The organism is Yoonia sp. KMU-150, from assembly GCF_056858355.1.
In genome coordinates this window covers 1,750,568-1,767,723 of record NZ_JBXEQF010000001.1, presented here as the reverse complement: position 1 = coordinate 1,767,723, position 17,156 = coordinate 1,750,568, and the positions used below count along the sequence as shown (strand labels likewise).

The 17,156-nt window shown below is 64.1% G+C and carries 18 protein-coding genes; 4 read left to right on the top strand and 14 right to left on the bottom strand.

Annotated features, from left to right (window positions below; all coding sequences use genetic code 11):
- Positions 1 to 16: 16 nt before the first annotated feature.
- Positions 17 to 634 (bottom strand): M48 family metalloprotease, encoded by a 618-nt coding sequence (locus tag AC04PH_RS08755; protein WP_483065361.1) that lies wholly within the window; start codon positions 632 to 634, stop codon positions 17 to 19.
- 62 nt (positions 635 to 696) lie between these two features.
- On the opposite strand from AC04PH_RS08755, the gene AC04PH_RS08750 reads away from it, so the two are divergent.
- From AC04PH_RS08750 to AC04PH_RS08740, 3 genes are all read left to right on the top strand, one after another.
- Positions 697 to 1,599, top strand: a complete 903-nt coding sequence (locus AC04PH_RS08750) for a DMT family transporter (protein ID WP_483065360.1) — start codon at positions 697 to 699, stop codon at positions 1,597 to 1,599.
- Between the two features lie 120 nt (positions 1,600 to 1,719).
- Positions 1,720 to 2,826 (top strand): OmpP1/FadL family transporter, encoded by a 1,107-nt coding sequence (locus AC04PH_RS08745; RefSeq protein ID WP_483065359.1) that lies wholly within the window; start codon positions 1,720 to 1,722, stop codon positions 2,824 to 2,826.
- A gap of 124 nt (positions 2,827 to 2,950) precedes the next feature.
- Positions 2,951 to 3,868: a DMT family transporter gene (locus AC04PH_RS08740; RefSeq protein ID WP_483065358.1), complete on the top strand. Its 918-nt coding sequence runs from the start codon at positions 2,951 to 2,953 to the stop codon at positions 3,866 to 3,868.
- Here AC04PH_RS08740 and lpxB read toward each other — a convergent pair.
- The 13 genes from lpxB to pyrH all read right to left on the bottom strand — a co-directional run bounded on the left by lpxB (position 3,800) and on the right by pyrH (position 16,075).
- The gene (gene lpxB / locus AC04PH_RS08735) at positions 3,800 to 4,975 is read right to left on the bottom strand and encodes a lipid-A-disaccharide synthase (protein WP_483065357.1); all 1,176 of its coding nucleotides are present in this window, start codon (positions 4,973 to 4,975) and stop codon (positions 3,800 to 3,802) included. The genes AC04PH_RS08740 and lpxB overlap by 69 nt on opposite strands.
- Positions 4,972 to 5,874 carry an LpxI family protein gene (locus AC04PH_RS08730; RefSeq protein ID WP_483065356.1) on the bottom strand — a complete coding sequence of 301 codons (903 nt, stop codon included), beginning with the start codon at positions 5,872 to 5,874 and terminating at the stop codon, positions 4,972 to 4,974. Before AC04PH_RS08730 ends, lpxB begins: the two co-directional genes overlap by 4 nt.
- Positions 5,871 to 6,653 (bottom strand): acyl-ACP--UDP-N-acetylglucosamine O-acyltransferase, encoded by a 783-nt coding sequence (gene lpxA, locus AC04PH_RS08725; protein WP_483065355.1) that lies wholly within the window; start codon positions 6,651 to 6,653, stop codon positions 5,871 to 5,873. Before lpxA ends, AC04PH_RS08730 begins: the two co-directional genes overlap by 4 nt.
- Positions 6,650 to 7,117, bottom strand: coding sequence for a 3-hydroxyacyl-ACP dehydratase FabZ (gene fabZ / locus AC04PH_RS08720; RefSeq protein ID WP_483065354.1), 468 nt, complete (start codon positions 7,115 to 7,117; stop codon positions 6,650 to 6,652). The genes lpxA and fabZ overlap by 4 nt, the downstream gene beginning before the upstream one ends.
- A 93-nt stretch (positions 7,118 to 7,210) precedes the next feature.
- Positions 7,211 to 7,855 (bottom strand): OmpH/Skp family outer membrane protein, encoded by a 645-nt coding sequence (locus AC04PH_RS08715; RefSeq protein ID WP_483065353.1) that lies wholly within the window; start codon positions 7,853 to 7,855, stop codon positions 7,211 to 7,213.
- Positions 7,855 to 10,164: an outer membrane protein assembly factor BamA gene (gene bamA, locus AC04PH_RS08710; RefSeq protein WP_483065352.1), complete on the bottom strand. Its 2,310-nt coding sequence runs from the start codon at positions 10,162 to 10,164 to the stop codon at positions 7,855 to 7,857. Before bamA ends, AC04PH_RS08715 begins: the two co-directional genes overlap by 1 nt.
- Positions 10,165 to 10,288: 124 nt before the next feature.
- Positions 10,289 to 10,414, bottom strand: coding sequence for a hypothetical protein (locus AC04PH_RS08705; RefSeq protein ID WP_483065351.1), 126 nt, complete (start codon positions 10,412 to 10,414; stop codon positions 10,289 to 10,291).
- 71 nt (positions 10,415 to 10,485) lie between these two features.
- On the bottom strand, positions 10,486 to 11,832 hold the full coding sequence (gene rseP / locus AC04PH_RS08700) for an RIP metalloprotease RseP (RefSeq protein ID WP_483065350.1): 1,347 nt from the start codon (positions 11,830 to 11,832) through the stop codon (positions 10,486 to 10,488).
- Positions 11,833 to 11,836: 4 nt separating this feature from the next.
- Positions 11,837 to 13,006, bottom strand: coding sequence for a 1-deoxy-D-xylulose-5-phosphate reductoisomerase (dxr, locus tag AC04PH_RS08695; protein WP_483065349.1), 1,170 nt, complete (start codon positions 13,004 to 13,006; stop codon positions 11,837 to 11,839).
- Positions 13,003 to 13,806 carry a phosphatidate cytidylyltransferase gene (locus AC04PH_RS08690; RefSeq protein WP_483065348.1) on the bottom strand — a complete coding sequence of 268 codons (804 nt, stop codon included), beginning with the start codon at positions 13,804 to 13,806 and terminating at the stop codon, positions 13,003 to 13,005. The genes dxr and AC04PH_RS08690 overlap by 4 nt, the downstream gene beginning before the upstream one ends.
- A 2-nt stretch (positions 13,807 to 13,808) precedes the next feature.
- On the bottom strand, positions 13,809 to 14,543 hold the full coding sequence (gene uppS / locus AC04PH_RS08685; protein WP_483065347.1) for a polyprenyl diphosphate synthase: 735 nt from the start codon (positions 14,541 to 14,543) through the stop codon (positions 13,809 to 13,811).
- A gap of 58 nt (positions 14,544 to 14,601) precedes the next feature.
- Positions 14,602 to 15,165, bottom strand: a complete 564-nt coding sequence (gene frr, locus AC04PH_RS08680) for a ribosome recycling factor (RefSeq protein ID WP_483065346.1) — start codon at positions 15,163 to 15,165, stop codon at positions 14,602 to 14,604.
- A 184-nt stretch (positions 15,166 to 15,349) separates the two neighbouring features.
- Entirely contained in the window at positions 15,350 to 16,075 is a 726-nt protein-coding gene (pyrH, locus tag AC04PH_RS08675; RefSeq protein WP_483065345.1) for a UMP kinase, read from the bottom strand.
- Positions 16,076 to 16,219: 144 nt separating this feature from the next.
- Here pyrH and miaA point away from each other — a divergent pair, with 144 nt between their 5' ends.
- Positions 16,220 to 17,110 carry a tRNA (adenosine(37)-N6)-dimethylallyltransferase MiaA gene (miaA, locus tag AC04PH_RS08670; RefSeq protein ID WP_483065344.1) on the top strand — a complete coding sequence of 297 codons (891 nt, stop codon included), beginning with the start codon at positions 16,220 to 16,222 and terminating at the stop codon, positions 17,108 to 17,110.
- The last annotated feature ends 46 nt before the right edge of the window (positions 17,111 to 17,156 follow it).

The following is a 17,156-nucleotide window of genomic DNA, read 5'->3' as shown; positions in this document are numbered from 1 at the left end:
CGTTGGACGCCGTTTCTCATCCTTTGTAGTTATCCATCAGCAGCCCGACAGGCAGTTCTCCCACGGCGCAGGCAGCGGGCGTTTCGCCGCTTTGGCCGATCCTGAACCATTCGTCGCGCGCAGCCAGATCGACTGTCTTGATCGGCCCGGCAGACAGCGGATTGCGCCCCCAGTGCGAATCGGGAAACGGGTCGGACGTGAACCAGGTAGCCGGGCTGCCACGGCGCAAACCCGCGCGCGCCATCAGAAACCCCGCCAGACAATCGACCTGCCGTTCGACCATGTCACGCAGGGCCGATTCTTCATCGCGACGCGCCCTGATCTGGGCCAGCGCAAAATCCGCCATACCGTGCTGCACCTGTATCGCATGACCCAGACCGTGTGCGATCAGGTAAAATACCTCAGGTTCGCGCGTCAGCGCCCCCACGATATAGATCGTGTTGTTCGTGGTGCAGTAGGCCGTCATGTCATTGACGCTCTCATCCGCACCGCACCGCCCCGCGATCCGGTCGACGACACGCACCTCCGGCATCCGGTCATAGCTGGCCCGCGCCGCCGCCATCAGCGGATCGCCGGTTTCGGCCTGCGCCGGCCCTACCAGTAACAGCCCCATCACTATCGTCACGACACGCATTGCAATCCCCCCGGCTCCGGTCAACGTTGCACGCGCAACGCCCCAACCCTGAGCCATTCCCAATGTCAGCGCAAGCGCAGAGCCGGTCCCCCGTCATCACCGCCGCCCTCTGGATGATCGGCGCGATCGTGGCGTTTTCCAGCATGGCGGTCGCCGGGCGGGCGGTGTCGCACCAGCTCGATACCTTCGAGATCATGTTCTACCGCAGCCTGACCGGGGTGGTGATCGTGCTGGCCGTCGCCATGTCCGCAGGCACCCTGCATCAGGTCACGTTTCGACGCTGGCGCTTGCACGGGCTGCGCAACATCGCGCATTTCACTGGGCAGAACCTGTGGTTCTACGCGATCACCGTGCTGCCGCTGGCGCAGGTTTTCGCGCTGGAATTCACCACTCCGATCTGGGTGATCCTGCTGTCGCCGCTGCTGCTGTCCGAACGGATCACTCGGCTGGGGCTTGCCTGCGCCGCCGTGGGGTTCATCGGCGTGCTGATCGTCACACGCCCAGGGGCGACGGCGGTCACCGGCGGCCATCTGGCGGCCATCGGCGCGGCGATAGCCTTTGCACTGACCGCGATCTTCACCCGAAGGCTGACACGCCACGAATCGATCACCTCGATCCTCGTGTTCCTGACCGGGATGCAGGCCGTGTTCGGGCTGGTCTGCGCCGGGATCGACGGCGACATGGCGCTGCCCGATGCCACCACCCTGCCCTGGGTGATCGTGATCGGCTGCGCCGGGCTGACCGCGCATTTCTGCCTGACGACGGCCCTGTCCATCGCACCGGCCAGCATCGTCATGCCCATTGACTTTGCCCGCCTGCCGGTGATCGCCGTGATCGGCATGCTGTTATACAACGAGGCCATCGACGTGTTCGTGTTCATCGGTGCCGCGCTGATCTTTGGCGCCAATTACGTCAATCTCCGCGCCGCCGCACGGCCAAAAACCCCCGACATCACATCAAACTAGTGCAGTTTTGTGACGCCCCGTCGCAGATCGGCAACTGACGCCGCGTCAATAATTGACCGAATCTCGCCTGCGCCACTACCACGGTATGCAAGGGAACACGCTCATGACAGGGACGAGGACATGACGAAATACACAACACACACGGTTGCGGCGCTGCTGCTGACCACCACCGCAGCCACCGCAGGCGGTCTTGACCGGTCCGGTCAGGGCATCGACGCGCTGTTCGAGGACGGCTCCTACGTCGAGCTGAGCTATGGCTACGTCATGCCCGACGTCACCGGCACCGCCGCGACACCCGCAGGTCCGCTGAACAGCGGCAACGTCGGTGTCGACTACGGCTCTGCCGGTCTCGCGTTCAAGATGGATATCGACCAGAACGTGTCGGTCGCGCTGATCGTCGATCAGCCCTTCGGTGCCAACGTCGACTATGCCGCAGGCACAGGCTACCCGCTCGCTGGCTCCAACGCCGAGATCCGCAGCAGCTCCGCCACGCTGGTCGGTCGCTACAAGTTCAACGAGAACCTGAGCGTGCACTTCGGTCCGCGCATCGTGCAGATGGAAGGCAACGCCACCGTCGTGACCGGTGCCGGCGTCTATGACGCGGAATACGCATCCGACACCGGGACAGGCTATGTCGTCGGTGCGGCCTACGAGCGCCCCGACATCGCGCTGCGCGTCGCCCTGACCTACAGCTCCGAGATCGCGTTCTCGCATGACACCACGCTGCTGGTCGCACCGGGCACACGCGCGCCCGTCGCCAACACCAACTACAACACGCCACAGTCGCTGAACCTCGATTTCCAGACCGGTGTCGCCGCAGACACGCTGGTCTTCGGTGGCATCCGCTGGGCCGAGTGGACGACGACCGAGATCAACAGCTTCGGCTTCCCCGGCAACCCGCTGGTGAGCTATGACAACGACGTCTATACCTACACGCTGGGTGTCGGTCGCCGGTTCTCCGACGCGTTCTCGGCCTCGCTGTCGGTGAGCTACGAGGAAACCCAGGGCGGTATTTCCGACAACCTCGCCCCGACCGACGGCTCGACCAGCATCTCGCTGGGCGGTGCCTATGATCTGGGCAACGGCGTCGAGATTTCCGGTGGCGTGCGCTACATCATGGTGGGCGATGCGGAAACCCGCATCCCGACACCGTTCGGTGTGCTGGAGCCGCAGTTCCAGGACAACACCGCGACGGCTGTTGGCCTGAAGGTCTCCTACAGCTTCTAAGCTGACGGACACACTTAAAGGAAAGCCCCGCACGTCGCGGGGCTTTTTCGTTTTGGCCCTTTGATCTTGCTGCACCCGCAGGAAACGGATTGCACCCGGGCACGTTCCCGCGTCATCTGCGATCATGACACCGCAAATGACCATGTCCACCCGCGCCTGGGGCGAGTTGCTGCTGCTTTCGCTGATCTGGGGTGCGTCGTTCCTGTCGATCCGGGTGGCACTGAATGAAATCGGCCCGCTGACGGTCGTGGCGCATCGCACCGGCTGGGCGATGCTGGTGCTCTGGGCCTATATCGCGCTGCGCCGTCTGGCCCTGCCGCGCGATCCGCGCATCTGGGGCGCTTTCCTTGTCATGGGCGCGCTGAACAACGTGATCCCGTTTTCGCTGATGGCCTGGGGGCAGCTGCATATCTCGACCGGGCTGACCTCTATTCTGAACGCGGCCACCGCGATTTTCGGCGTCATCGCCGCCGCGATCTTCTTTGCAGACGAACGGCTGACCCCGCGCAAGATCATCGGAACCGCGCTGGGGTTCGCAGGCGTCGTGACGGCGGTGGGTTATGGCGCGCTCACGTCCTTCGACCTGCTTTCGCTGGGGCAGTTGGCGGTGATCGGCGGCACAGTCAGCTATGCGCTGGCGGGCGTCTGGGCGCGGAAGATGCTGCGCGGGCTGACGCCGCAGGTGGCTGCGGCGGGGATGCTGACGGGGTCGAGCCTCGTGATGATCCCGGCGGCGTGGGTGTTCGAAGGGCCGTTCGATTTCAGCCTTGCCCCGCAAACCTGGACCGCGATCGCCTACTACGCGGTGATCGCCACCGCCTGCGCCTATCTGCTCTACTACCGTGTGCTGGCGATGGCGGGCAGCGGCAACCTGATGATCTGCACGCTATTGATCGCACCGGTGGCGATTCTGCTGGGGGCCGTCGTGCTGGGCGAAGACCTGCCGCTGCGTGCCTACGCGGGATTCGCGCTGTTAACCCTTGGCCTGATCATCCTCGACGGTCGCCTGATACCCGGCAAGCACCGCGCGCGCCGCGCGTAACCCCGGCGCATCGCCGCCACGCCCAAGCCTGTCCATCGTGGTGTCCATGGCGGCGTTTTGCGCCTCCGGGTTTGCCAGCACCTCCGACAGCGCCGTGGCAATCGGGCCGGGCCGGCAGGCCTTGCCGATGAATTCCGGCACCGTCCGTGTCTCGCTCACGAGATTGACCAAAGTCACCGTATCTACCCGCAGCATCCGCGCGATGATGAACCGGCTGAGCGGGGCCATATCATAGGCGATCACCATGGGTGTGGCGTTCGCCGCCAGTTCCAGCGACACGGTACCGGAGGCCGCAAGCGCCACATCCGCCGCACGAAACGCCGCGCGCTTGTCCGCGCCGTCTTCGTCCTCCGCCGGGTCGATCAGTATCGGGCGGAGCGGCCAATCTGCCGTCACCTCGCGCACGAGCGCCGCGACCGGGGCGGCGCAAGGCAACACCACACGCATGTCCGAGTGCCTGTCCGCCACCTGCCCCAGCGCCGCGCCGAAGCGGTCGGCCAGCCGCGTGACCTCCCCGCGCCGCGATCCCGGGAGCGCCAGTATCAGGGGCGCGTCACCGATCCCGTGGCGCGCGCGGAATGCCTTTGCCGCGTCTTCGTCCGCCACCCGCTCTGCCACCACCGGATGCCCCACGAAATCGCAGTCCATCCCCGCCGCCCGCATCAGCGGCGGCTCGAATGGAAAGAGCGCCAGCACGTGATCCACGTGCCCCGCCATCTTCGCGGCGCGCCCCGGCCGCCAGGCCCAGACCGTCGGGGCCACGTAATGCACGGTGCGGATGCGCACCTGCGCGCGCACCAGTTTCGCCACACGCAGGCAGAAATCCGGGCTGTCGATGGTGATGAGGATGTCCGGCTTTTCGTCTATGATCGCCTGCGCCATCTGCCTGATCCGCGCTTTCAATGCGCGATACTTCGGCAGGATTTCGGCCAGCCCCATCACGCTCAACTCGTCCATCGGAAAGCGGCTGACAAGGCCCTGCGCCTGCATCAGCGGCCCGCCGACACCATCGAACGCCACATCCGGGCGCAGTTCGCGAAGCCCCGCCATCAGCGCGCCGCCCAGCTTGTCGCCGCTGACCTCGCCCGCGATGACGAAAACCTTCATGCCGCCCCCGTGGGGCGCACCCAAAGGAACATGCCCTGTGCGTCCAGCGTCTCGACCACGGCGGGCAGGTCCAGCACCATGACGCCCCCGGCCTCGATCACGATCCCCGCCAGCCCGGCCTCTGCCGCCTGCATCGCGGTGTCCGGGCCGATCAGCGGTAGATCGGCACGGCGGTCCTGCCCCGGTTTCGGGGCCTTGAACAGGATCCCGTCATCGGCGGTGACCGGATCGTCCTTGTGATCCATGATCCAGTCGGACAGGGACGTCGCCGCACTGCCCGCCAGATACATCAGGAACGTCAGCGGATCGTCGGCCATCGGGGCGTCATAGGGCGCATGGAATCCACGCAGCATCGCCTCTGTCCCGTCGGGCCCCTCGACCGCCACAACCTGCCCCACACGCACGAGACAGGCCTGCCCCTGATCGGCCGCCCCCAGTGCCGCGATGCAGGCTTCGCCCACATGGGCGTCCGCCGTGTGCCAATCCTGTGGCACCGACGCGGTGGCGATACCCGTAGGCGGCAACAGGTCGGGCGCGATCTCGTGCGCGGCGCGGATCGTCAGCCCGTTGCGTTCGAAAAGGCGCATGACGATCCGCAACGCACCGTCATCCCCCTGCGCGATTGCGGCACTGATTTCGGGGACATAGCGCGCGGTGGCCGCATCTATCGCATGCGGGTCGATCCTGGGTCGCCGGACAGCACCGGCCAGACAGACCTCCGTCACGCCGATATTGCGCAACGTGTCGATCAGCGTGCCCAGATGTTCGATGCGGAACGTGAGATCGACGCCGATGTCGGGCGCAAAGCCTTCCATGGCGCAAACAAAGGGCGGCGTCGGCAGCCGTGCCACCAGTGCTGTCGGCAAGCCGCCGGTGCCTGCGATCAGCGCGAGCGTCATTTCGGCGTCAGGAAACCGCGGTCGCTCTCGCCCATGACGAAGCGGACCATCTGCTGCACATAATCGCTCTCGGTGTCGGACTGCAGCCGCTCGGCCCGGTCGTGGAACGTGCCCTCGCCGTCACGCAGCGTCTGGAAGGCGGCGCGCAGGGCGGTGATATCACCCCGCGACACGCCCTTGCGCTTGAGCCCGACAAGGTTCAGCCCGTCCAACTCTCCGCGCGGCCCCATGACGAGGCCATGCGGGATCACGTCATGGGTGACCATGGACAGCGCACCGATGATGGCACCCTGCCCGATCCGCACGAACTGGTGCACACCGCAGAGTCCGCCGACGATCACATCGTCCGCGATGTCGCAGTGCCCCGCGATGGCGGTGGAGTTGACGATGACGACCTTGTTCCCGATCCGCGTATCATGGGCGATGTGGCATCCGGCCATGAACAGGCAATCGTCGCCGATTCTGGTTTCGCCGCCACCGCCTGCCGTGCCGGTGTTCATCGTCACATGCTCGCGGATACGGTTGCGCGCACCGATCCGCAGGCGCGTATGCTCACCCCCGAATTTCAGGTCCTGCGGGATTTCCCCCAGCACCGCAAAGGAAAAGACGGTGGTCCCGTCGCCCACATGGGTGTCTCCGTCGATCACGACGTGGCTTTTCAGCGTGACACCTTCGCCCAGCACGACCTGCGGGCCGATCACGCAGAACGGGCCGACGCTGCAACCGGTGCCGATCACCGCGCCCTGCGCGATCACGGCCGAGGGATGAATGTCGCTCAAGCCTTGAGGTCCATCATCGCGGTGAATTCGGCCTCTGCGGCCATATCGCCGTCGACCGTGGCGACACCGCGGAATTTCCAGACCTTGCCACCGGGCTTGCCGCGGGTGGTTTCGAGATGCATCAGCAACTGGTCCCCCGGCGTCACCATGCGGCGGAACTTACAGCCGTCGATGGCCATGAAATAGACGTTGAGGTTGCCATCGGTCAGGCCAAGGCTGGTGCCGACCATGACGGCGGCGGTCTGCGCCATCGCCTCGACGATGGTGACACCGGGCATGATCGGGTTGCCGGGGAAATGCCCCTGAAAATGCGGTTCGTTCATCGTCACGTTCTTGATGCCGACAGCGGATTTGATCCCGTCGATATCGCGGACACGGTCCACCAGCAGAAACGGATACCGGTGCGGAATGATCCGCTGGATCAGGGCGATATCGGCGCTGGTCGGGGTGGCGGCGTCTGTCATGTGGGACCCTTCTGGCTTGCTGCTGCACCCGTCCGGCACGGGCGGCGGGCGTCAGGGATGACTAGCAACTCCCCCCGCAGGCGGCAAGCACCGCTATTGATCGTTTGCTGTCGTCCCGCCCGTGTCATCGGCCTGTCCGGGGTCCGGCGGCGTGACCTCCGGCAGGGTCGTCCCCTCCGGCAGCGGGTCGGGGCTGACAGGCCGGGTGCCGTCGCCAAGGGTGTCGTTGACCAGCACGATCGCGTCCTGCGTGATGTCGGCGGACCCGAAGGCCAGAAAAACCGAGCGGCGATCCAGCACCACCGACGCGTTCCGCTCCAGCATCAGGCGACCGATGATCGGATGCACACGGTCGAAAAACGCGGCCCTTTCGCTGGCGCGCCGCGCGACAAGCTGATCGCGGGCCTGATCGCGCTCGCGCCGGAATTCCTGTGCCTTGGCGTCGAAGGCCGCAGCCTCCGCGCGGAACGCCGCCGGGTCCATCGTGGGCCGCCGGTCGGTCAGGCTGCTTTCCTCCGCCACAAGCTGCGCGACGATACGGTCGTTCTCGGCCTGCACCTCGGCTGCGGCGGCATCGAGCTCTGCAAGGATGCGTTTGCCGTAGTCCGAATTGAGGAAAAGCACCTCGTTGTCGATGATCAGTACCGGGGTCTGTTTTGGCTCGACCTCCTGCGCGGCGACCGGTGCGGCAAGTGCCGCACTCAGCACTGCCGCAAGCCAGACCAGCGGCAGCCGCATCAGAAACTGGTCGAGATCGTGATATCGAACGCCTTGGTCCGGTCGAACTCCTGCGCGTCCAGCGCCTCGGTGAAGTTGAACCGCAGCGGCCCGATCGGCGTATCCCAGAACAGCGCGATCCCTGCGACCGTGCGCCCGGTGAAATCGTTGTAAAGCACGTCCTGCCCGAAGGTGTTGCCCACGTCCCAGACCGAGCCGTAGTCGACGAAAACACCGCCCGATATGCCGTATTCCTCCGGCAGGCCCAGCGGGAATTCCGCCTCCAGCCGCGCCACGGCGAAGGCATTGCCGCCAAGCGCGTCGTCGGTCACGGCATCACGCGGGCCGATGCCGCCGGGCTGGAAGCCCCGCATCAGACGGCTGCCCAGAAAGAACCTGTCCGTCACGCGGCTGTCGTTGCCGTCATAGTCCAGCAACCCGCCCTCGACCGTGGCACGCAGCGTGATCTCTTCGTTGAACACCTTGGTCTCGGCCGAGGCGAGCGCAGTCGTCTTGATGAAATCGCTGTCGCCAAAGCCGTATTCCTGCCCGAACCGCAGCAGCACACCGGAGTTCGGATCGAGCCCCGTGCGGCGTGTATCATAGCTGTAGGTGAAGCCCAGCGAATTGGCCCAGACCCCGCCTGCGTCGGCCTCGTTCTGGATGATCAGCGACGAATCGGTCTGCACGTCCGTCAGGTCCGTGAATTCGGCGGCGTAGAACACCGTCAGACGCCCGTTCTCGCTAACAGGGAAGTTCAGCGACGGGCTGAACCGGAAGGTCTCGGTATCGTAAAGGGCGTTCTGGTTGTCGGTCGTCCGATACGCCAGGCTGAAGCCGGCGCGCAGATCCCGGTCCAGAAACTGTGGCTCCGTGAAATCAAAGGTCAGCAGGCGGTTGCTTTCCGCCGTGGACAGCTGGAAGTTCAGGTTTTGCCCACGGCCGAGGAAATTACGCTGCTTATAGCTTGCCACAAGCCCGAAGCCGTTGTCGGTATCGAAATTGGCCCCGAAGGACAGCGACCCGGTCGGGGCTTCCTCCACATCGACGTCGATGATCACCTGATCGGGGCGCGTTCCCTCGCGGGCTTCCACCTGGGCGTCGCCAAAAAACCCGAGCGCGCGAATACGTTCCGCGCTTTCACGGATTTCGCGCGGGTTGAACGGGTCACCCTCGACTGTGCGGAACTGGTTGCGGATCACGCGGTCCAGCGTGGTGCTGTTGCCCTCGATGTCGATCCGTTCCACGAAAATACGCTCACCCGGCACCAGCGCAAATTCGACGTTCAGGCGCAGGTTGCGGTCGTCACGGGTGATCCGGGGTTCGACCTGCAGGAACCGGATGCCCTGCTGGATCGCCAGCCGCTCCAACCGCGCGATATCGGTCTCGATCGTGGTCGGGCTATAGGTGTCGCCCGGCGACGTGCGCAAGGCAGAGCGGAACAGCGTCTCGTCCACGCCCGGCACGGTATTGGTCAGGGTGACGTTGCCGAATGTGAACTGCTGGCCTTCCTGCACGTTGAACGTGATCAGATAGGCGTCGCGCTCGCGGGTCAGCGCCACATCCACGTTCTGCACGACGAAATCGGCATAGCCGCGTGCATTGTAAAAATCGGTCAGCACGCGCCGGTCGAACGCGATCCGGTCGGCCACGAAGGTATCGGCGGTGATGATCGACCGCAGGATGCCCGCCTGCTTGGTTTCCAGCACCCGGCGCAGGCGCCCTTCGGAATAGCTGCGGTTGCCGATGAAGCTGATCCGTTCGATCTCGGTCACGCCAGCCTCGTTTACCTCGAAAATCAGGTCGACGCGGTTGTCCGACCGTTCGATGATACGCGGGGTGACGCTGGCGTTGATCCGGCCCTGGCTGGCGTAGACTTCGGTGATGGCGGCCACGTCACGTTCGGCCTGGGCGGGGCTGTAGACCCGGCGCGGCTGCGACTGCACCGCCGCCAGCAATTCGGCATCGCGAATGTCGGAGTTGCCTTCGACGTTGACGCGGAAAATGGTGGGGAATTCGACGACCCGGATATTCAGCGTGCCGCCCTGTGGCACCACGTCGACGGATTCGAACAGGCCGGAGTTCCTGATATTCTGCGCCGCATCGTTCAATTCGCCCGCAGTCAACGTCTCGCCCCGGCTGATTCCGGCGAACGTGAGGATGGTGCCGTCGGCAACCCGCTGGTTACCTTCGATATTGACGTTGTTGAAGGTGAAGTTCTGTGCCTCGGCCATCCCGGCCAAGCCGCTTATACCGCTGACAAAAATTGCGAATGCCACGACCCGCATTGCCGCCACACATCGCACACCGCGCCCCAGAATACGGATCATTTCTTATCGCCTGCTCTGACATCCCACTGGGTAAGTGACTACTCATTCGGGGCGGGGTTGTCAAAACGAAGAAGCACGCCACGAGCGGCGTGCCTGACAGCATATGTTGTGCGCGGAAAACCGCCTACATCAAGGCGATGTAGGACGCGGCATAAAGCGAGACGATGATCGTCCCGGTGGTGATGATGCGGTCGAGGTTCAGTTCGACAAGAACCGTCAGACCGCGATAACCTTGGGCAATGGCCTGCATAAGAGCCTCCTTTGCGATTGCAGAGAAAATAGCCGGCAAATGTGTCGAAATCGTGTCGCCTGCGTGACGTCTCAGGGGCAGAGCACCAGATCGTTGAGCAGGGCAAAGATCATCAGCGTTCCGATCATCGCCAGCCCCCCAGCCATCAGAAACTTGAGCGCCGCATCGCTCGGCTTGCGCCGGGTGACGGCCTCATAGGCAAAGAATACAAGATGTCCGCCATCCAGAATCGGGATCGGAAACAGGTTCAGCAGGCCGACCGCGGCCGACAGGATACCGATGAACAGAACGAAACTGCCCGTGCCCTGGCTGGCCATCGACCCCGAGGCCTGGGCGATGCCGACAGGCCCCGACAGATTGCAGGTCGAGATCGCACCCGAAAAGATATGCCACAGCCCCGACAGCGACGTGGTGATCCGCCACCACAGCTGTTGCGTGCCTTCCTTGAGCGCGGTGAACAGACCCACCGGCTCCGTCGCGTGGTCGAAGAACAGCGCGCCGGTCACCCCGATCAGATAGACGGTGTCGAAACCGCCCTCTGCATTGGGCAGGTCGACACGGCGCGGTGCGACGTCGATGGTCAGTTCCGTCGTGTCGCGCTGCACGGTCAGGGTCATCGGCTGATCGCCCGCGGCATCCTTGGCCGCCACCAGTTCGGCGAACGACACGATGGGCGCGCCGTCCACTGCGGTGATCAGATCGCCGATTTTCAGACCGGCATCGTCGGCGGCAGACCGCGGTTGAATACTGTCCACCATCGGCAGGATCGGGAACGGGCCTTCCACCGTCATCGCCTGTCCGTCGCGCAGGATGCCGTAATCGACGCGCGCCGCAGGCTCCAGCCGGTCGATGGCCGACCCCTGATCGTCAGGGCCGTCCACCGGATAGCCGCCGATGGTGACGATCACGTCACCGGGTTGCAGGTCCGTGACGAACAGATCCGCCTTGGAGGCCGGTACATCGCGGAAGCTGCCGAAGGTCAGCGGCTCCACCGGTTTGCCCTGCACCATCAGGTAACCGGCGAAAATCAGGATCGCGAGGATGAAGTTGAACACAGGTCCCGCCGCGACCGTCAGCGTGCGCGCCCAAAGCGGCGCGCCCAACATCGTGCGACGCGGGTTGACCATCGGCAGGTCGGCATCGCCACCGACCGATGCGGCATTTGCATCGCCCAGAAACTTGACATAGCCGCCGAAGGGATAGGCCGCGATCTGCCATTTCGTGCCGTGCCGGTCGACCTTGCTCGTCAGGACCGGACCAAACCCGATGCTGAACACCTCGGCATGGATGCCGCACCAGCGCCCGACGATGTAATGCCCGTATTCATGGATCGCCACGATCACCGACAGGGCGATCACGAAAAACAGGATGGTGAACGCGGTCCCGCTCAGGGCCGGTAGAATCTGTGTCAGGTCCAATGCGTTATCCCAGCGTTGTGATGACTTCGTCCGCGCGCCTGCGGGCAAGCTGATCGGTCTGCATCACACTATCTAGCGTCATTTGGACATTTTGCAGCCCATCCTTGGCCGACATCGTGTCGCGTGTCATTTCGACCACGCGCGCCATGTCGGTAAATCCGATGCGCCCGGCGATGAAGCCGTCGAGCGCCGCCTCCTTGGCAGCGTTGAACACGGCACCGGCAAGCCCGCCTTCGGCCATCACATCCTGTGCGATGGCGAGTGCGGGATAACGGGCCATGTCCGGGGCGCTGAAGGTGAACGCACCTATCTTGGCAAGGTCGAGCCGCTCCACCGGCAGGTCGGCCCGGTCGGGCCAGTGCAGCGCATAGCCGATGGCGTGGCGCATATCGGGCGGCCCGACGTGCGCCATCAGCGCGCCGTCGCGAAATCCTACCAGTGCGTGAATCAGGCTTTCGGGATGGATGATGGTTTCGATCCGCTCACGGTCGATGCCGAAAAATTCTTTCGTTTCGATCAGTTCCATCGCCTTGTTGAACATGGAGGCGGAATCGATCGTGATCCGCTGGCCCATGTCCCAATTCGGATGGCTGGACGCCTCTGCCAATGTCGCGTCCGCCAGCTTTTCCAGCGGCCAGTCCCGGAACGCGCCGCCCGAGGCGGTGATGATCACCCGCTCGACCGCGGCGATGTCCTCTCCGGCCAATGCCTGAAAGACGGCGGAGTGTTCGCTGTCCACCGGCAGGATCGTCGCCCCGTGGGCGCGGGCGTGATCCATCAGGATCGGCCCCGCTGTGACCAGCGATTCCTTGTTGGCCAGCGCCAGCGTCATGCCCTGCTCCAGCGCGCGCCAACCGGGTGCCAGCCCGGCAGCGCCGACGATAGCCGACATGATCCAGTCCGCAGGGCGTGCGGCCGCCTCTGCAATCGCCTCCGCGCCCGCGGCGGCGGCGATCCCGGTTCCGGCCAGCGCGTCTTTCAGCGCCGGGTAGCACGCGACATCGGAAACAACTGCAACATCGGCCCGTAACGCTATGGCATCCTTGGCAAGTTGATCGACGTTGCGTCCCCCGGTCAGCGCCACGACATCGTAGTTTTCAGGCGCGCGGTGGATCAGGTCGAGCGTGCTTTGGCCAACCGATCCGGTCGCGCCAAGCACGCTTATCCGCCTCAAAAGGCGACCCCGGGCACGTTGAAGGCGCGTGCCACGAGCAGCATGAAGAGCGACGCCCCGAGCAGCGCGTCAAAGCGATCGAACAGACCACCGTGACCGGGGATCAGGGCCGAACTGTCCTTGACCTTCATCCGCCGTTTCAGCGCGCTTTCCGCGATATCGCCCATCTGGCCCGCAAAACTCAGCGCCATCGAGATCAGCACGATGGTCAGGCCGGCATTGGTGAAGAAGGTGAAGAACAGACCGACGACGCCCGCCGCGACCCAGCCCGCGACAGTGCCGCTCCAGGTCTTTTTGGGGCTGACCTTGGGCCAGAATTTCGGCCCGCCCATCGCCTTGCCCGCGAAATAGCCGAACACATCCGTGGCGATCACGACCAGCATGACCCACAAAATCCAGGTGAAGCCATAGTCCTCGCGAAATTCCACCAGTCCGAGACCCGCGACCTGGATACCGAGGGCGAAGGCGAAGAAGGTCGGTTTTTCATGCCGCACGGTAACCGCGCCGATGATCGGAACGACAAGAAACAGCAAAAGACCGATAAAGGTTTCGTCCAGCAACTGCCCCGACAGGACCGAGGCACAGAGCGCCGCCAGCAACATGCCCGATGTCGCCCGCTCGGGCGAGATCATCATCCAGAGTTCCCAGATCATCACGGCGGTTACGAACACGACCATCATCTGGAACCAGACGCCGCCCGCAATGACCCCGAGTGCACCGATCACGAACATCGCACCGCCCGACAACATCCGAACGGTCAGATCATCCCATTTCGTGGGGTCTTTGGGCAGGTCCGTCATGGTCAGGCGAGGACCGCACCGAACCGACGCTCGCGCACGCCATAGCGCCCGACGATCCGCGCGAATTCGCCGGCGGTGAAATCCGGCCAGAGCGTATCGACGAATTCATATTCCGCATAGGCGGACTGCCAGAGCAGGAAGTTGGAAATCCGCGCCTCGCCACTGGTGCGGATCACCAGATCCGGGTCCGGCAGGACGTGGGTATCGAGGAATTTCGACAGGGTCTCGGCATCGACGTCCTTGTAGGACAGGCGCCCCTGTTCGACCTCGTAGGCCAGACGCTGCGCCGCGCGCGTCACCTCGTCACGGCCGCCGTAGTTCAGGGCAATCGTCAGATGTACCCGGTCGTTGCCGGCGGTCAGCAGTTCCAAATTGTCCATCAGGGATACGAGCTTGTCGTCCAGCTTCATCCGGTCGCCGATGAAACGCACTCGCACACCCTCGCGCAGAAGGTCGCGCGCCTCGCGCTCGATATAGCGGCGGAACAGGCGCATGAGCCCAGCAACCTCGGTCTGGGTCCGCTTCCAGTTCTCGGTCGAAAAGGCGAATATCGTCAGGTATTTCACGCCCAGATCGGGGCAGGCATTCACGATCTCGCGCACCCGCTTGGCCCCGGCGTGGTGGCCGACAAGGCGCGGCCGTCCGCGCTGCTGCGCCCAGCGTCCGTTGCCATCCATGATGACGGCCACATGGTTCGGGCCGTTACGGGCGCCGTCGTCTGCCAGATCCTTGGCCATATCGGCCCCCTTTATTGCACCGACCCTCGGGTCAGCCATTGTCACGCCCGCGGCCCAATCAGACCTGCATGATCTCTTCTTGTTTTGTTTCAAGCGTTTGATCGACCAACTTAATGTGCTCGTCGGTCAGTTCCTGCACCGCCTGTTCCCAGAATTTCTGATCGTCCTCGGACAGCCCGTCCGACTTTGCCTTCTTGATCTTGTCCATACCGTCGCGGCGCAGGTTGCGGATCGACACCCGGGCCCCCTCGGCATAGTTGCCGGCCACCTTGGACAACTCTCGGCGGCGCTCTTCGTTCAACTCCGGGATCGGCAGCATGATGATCGTGCCGTTCAGCTGCGGGTTGATGCCAAGCCCGCTTTCGCGGATCGCCTTCTCGACCTTGCCCACAAGGCCCTTGTCCCAGACGTTGATCGTGACCATCCGCGGTTCCGGCACGTTCACGGTGCCGACCTGGTTGATCGGCGTCGGGCTGCCGTAGGCATCGACCATCACCGGTTCCAGCATGGAGCCGGAGGCACGGCCGGTGCGCAGCGAAGCCAGTTCAACGCGCAGGTTCGCGATGGCCCCGTCCATGCGGCGGCCAAGGTCGTCGGTATCGAGTTCAAAATCGTCAGCCATAGATATGCTCTTCCAGAGGGGTGGACCCCGTTATTGTCTTTGCCGGGTCTTTTACCCTTTGTTCGGCTACTCTTACGTCAATTCTTGTGACCTGTATAGAGTGGCCCATGCAGGGGATTTTAGCAGATTTTGTGCAAACCGGCGGGTTCTTGCCCTATTTGGGCCCGACTGCGGCACGGATGCGTCAGTCGTGCACGATGGTATAGGTCCCCTCGCCCGCCAGAATCCCGCGAAAGCCGCCGGGTTCGTCGAGCGAAAACACCACGATCGGCAGATGATTGTCGCGGGCCAATGCGATGGCGCTGGCGTCCATCACGCCCAGATGCTTTTGCAACACCTCGTCATAGCTGATCTTGTCATAGCGCACCGCGTCGGCGTGTTTGGCGGGGTCCTTGTCGTAAACGCCGTCGACCTTCGTACCTTTCAGGATCGCCTCGCAGTTCATTTCGTTGGCGCGCAGGGTCGCGGCGGTATCGGTGGTGAAATACGGGTTGCCGGTGCCTGCGGCAAAGATGCAGACGCGCTTCTTTTCCAAGTGGCGCACGGCCCGCCTGCGGATATAGGGCTCCGCCACCTCGTTCATCGTGATCGCGGAAATGACGCGGGTATGGATGCCCAACTCCTCCAGCGCCGATTGCATCGCCAGCGCGTTCATCACGGTGGCCAGCATCCCCATGTAGTCAGCGGTCGTGCGTTCCATCCCCTGGGCGGAGCCCTGCAAGCCGCGAAAGATATTGCCGCCGCCGATCACCATGCAGATCTCGACGCCCATGTCGTGCACCGTCTTCACCTCGCGGGCGACGCGGGCGACGGTGGGCGGGTGCAGACCGAAGGAGGTATCCCCCATCAGCGCCTCGCCCGAGATTTTCAGCATCACGCGCTTGTATGCTGTCTTGTCGGTCTCGCCCATGGTCGGCCCCTTCGATGTATTGAATGATTTGGCGGCAAAGTGTCCCAAATCGGACCCGGATACAATCCGCGATCCGGGAAACGGGCAGCATCGGCGGTGGGCAGCCCTTTACCGGTGAATGGCAAACATGGCACAGGTGCGGGTATGATCGAACTCCACCCTGATCGCCCTGTCGTGATCGCCGGGCCCACGGCCTCGGGCAAGTCCGCGCTGGCGTTGAAAATCGCCGCGACGCAGGGCGGCGTCATCGTGAATGCCGACGCGCTGCAGGCCTACCGGGGCTGGCCGATCCTGTCCGCGCAACCGCCTGCGGAGGATCGCGCAGCCGCACCGCATCTGCTTTATGGCCATCTGCCGCCGGATCATGCCTATTCCGTCGGGCAATGGCTGGAGGACGTGGCACCGATCCTGCGCGGTGACGCCCGGCCGATCATCGTCGGCGGCACGGGGCTTTACCTGACGGCGCTGACCGAAGGTCTGTCGCCGATCCCGCCTGTCCCTGCTGAGGTGCGGGTGCGCGCCGACGCCCTGCCCCTGCCCGATCTGATCGCGGGGCTGGACCCGGTGACGCGCGACGGCATCGACCTGCACAACCGTGCGCGTGTGCAACGCGCGTGGGAGGTGCTGACCCATACGGGGCGCGGGCTGGCACAATGGCAGACCACGAACGCGCCACCTCTTCTGCCATGCGCCGACGCGACCTGCATCGTGCTGGACGCACCCAAGGACTGGCTGACCCCGCGTATCGCACAGCGGTTCGACTTGATGCTGGAAGCCGGTGTGCTGGACGAGGCCGCGGCGATGCTGCCGCACTGGACCCCATCCGATCCGGCATCCAGGACCATCGGTGCGGCGGAGATGATCGCGCAGGTGCGCGGAGAGATTTCGTTGCCGCAGGTACGCGAAACGGTCATCATCCGCACCCGGCAATACGCCAAGCGGCAGCGGACATGGTTCCGCGCGCGGATGGGCGATTGGCACCGATTGCCGGTTTCATCCACAGATCTATCCACAGAATTGTGTTTTTTGCCCTGAAATCACCATTGTCCGACCCCAAATCTCCAATACGCTTGCACGTATC

What these genes read in the sequence shown, in the direction of transcription:
- AC04PH_RS08755 (WP_483065361.1), bottom strand. Translation starts at nt 634, where the DNA reads ATGCGTGTCGTGACGATAGTGATGGGGCTGTTACTGGTAGGGCCGGCG.
- AC04PH_RS08750 (WP_483065360.1), top strand. Translation starts at nt 697, where the DNA reads ATGTCAGCGCAAGCGCAGAGCCGGTCCCCCGTCATCACCGCCGCCCTC.
- AC04PH_RS08745 (WP_483065359.1), top strand. Translation starts at nt 1,720, where the DNA reads ATGACGAAATACACAACACACACGGTTGCGGCGCTGCTGCTGACCACC.
- AC04PH_RS08740 (WP_483065358.1), top strand. Translation starts at nt 2,951, where the DNA reads ATGACACCGCAAATGACCATGTCCACCCGCGCCTGGGGCGAGTTGCTG.
- lpxB (WP_483065357.1), bottom strand. Translation starts at nt 4,975, where the DNA reads ATGAAGGTTTTCGTCATCGCGGGCGAGGTCAGCGGCGACAAGCTGGGC.
- AC04PH_RS08730 (WP_483065356.1), bottom strand. Translation starts at nt 5,874, where the DNA reads ATGACGCTCGCGCTGATCGCAGGCACCGGCGGCTTGCCGACAGCACTG.
- fabZ (WP_483065354.1), bottom strand. Translation starts at nt 7,117, where the DNA reads ATGACAGACGCCGCCACCCCGACCAGCGCCGATATCGCCCTGATCCAG.
- AC04PH_RS08715 (WP_483065353.1), bottom strand. Translation starts at nt 7,855, where the DNA reads ATGCGGCTGCCGCTGGTCTGGCTTGCGGCAGTGCTGAGTGCGGCACTT.
- bamA (WP_483065352.1), bottom strand. Translation starts at nt 10,164, where the DNA reads ATGATCCGTATTCTGGGGCGCGGTGTGCGATGTGTGGCGGCAATGCGG.
- AC04PH_RS08705 (WP_483065351.1), bottom strand. Translation starts at nt 10,414, where the DNA reads ATGCAGGCCATTGCCCAAGGTTATCGCGGTCTGACGGTTCTTGTCGAA.
- AC04PH_RS08690 (WP_483065348.1), bottom strand. Translation starts at nt 13,806, where the DNA reads ATGACGGACCTGCCCAAAGACCCCACGAAATGGGATGATCTGACCGTT.
- uppS (WP_483065347.1), bottom strand. Translation starts at nt 14,543, where the DNA reads ATGGCCAAGGATCTGGCAGACGACGGCGCCCGTAACGGCCCGAACCAT.
- frr (WP_483065346.1), bottom strand. Translation starts at nt 15,165, where the DNA reads ATGGCTGACGATTTTGAACTCGATACCGACGACCTTGGCCGCCGCATG.
- pyrH (WP_483065345.1), bottom strand. Translation starts at nt 16,075, where the DNA reads ATGGGCGAGACCGACAAGACAGCATACAAGCGCGTGATGCTGAAAATC.
- miaA (WP_483065344.1), top strand. Translation starts at nt 16,220, where the DNA reads ATGATCGAACTCCACCCTGATCGCCCTGTCGTGATCGCCGGGCCCACG.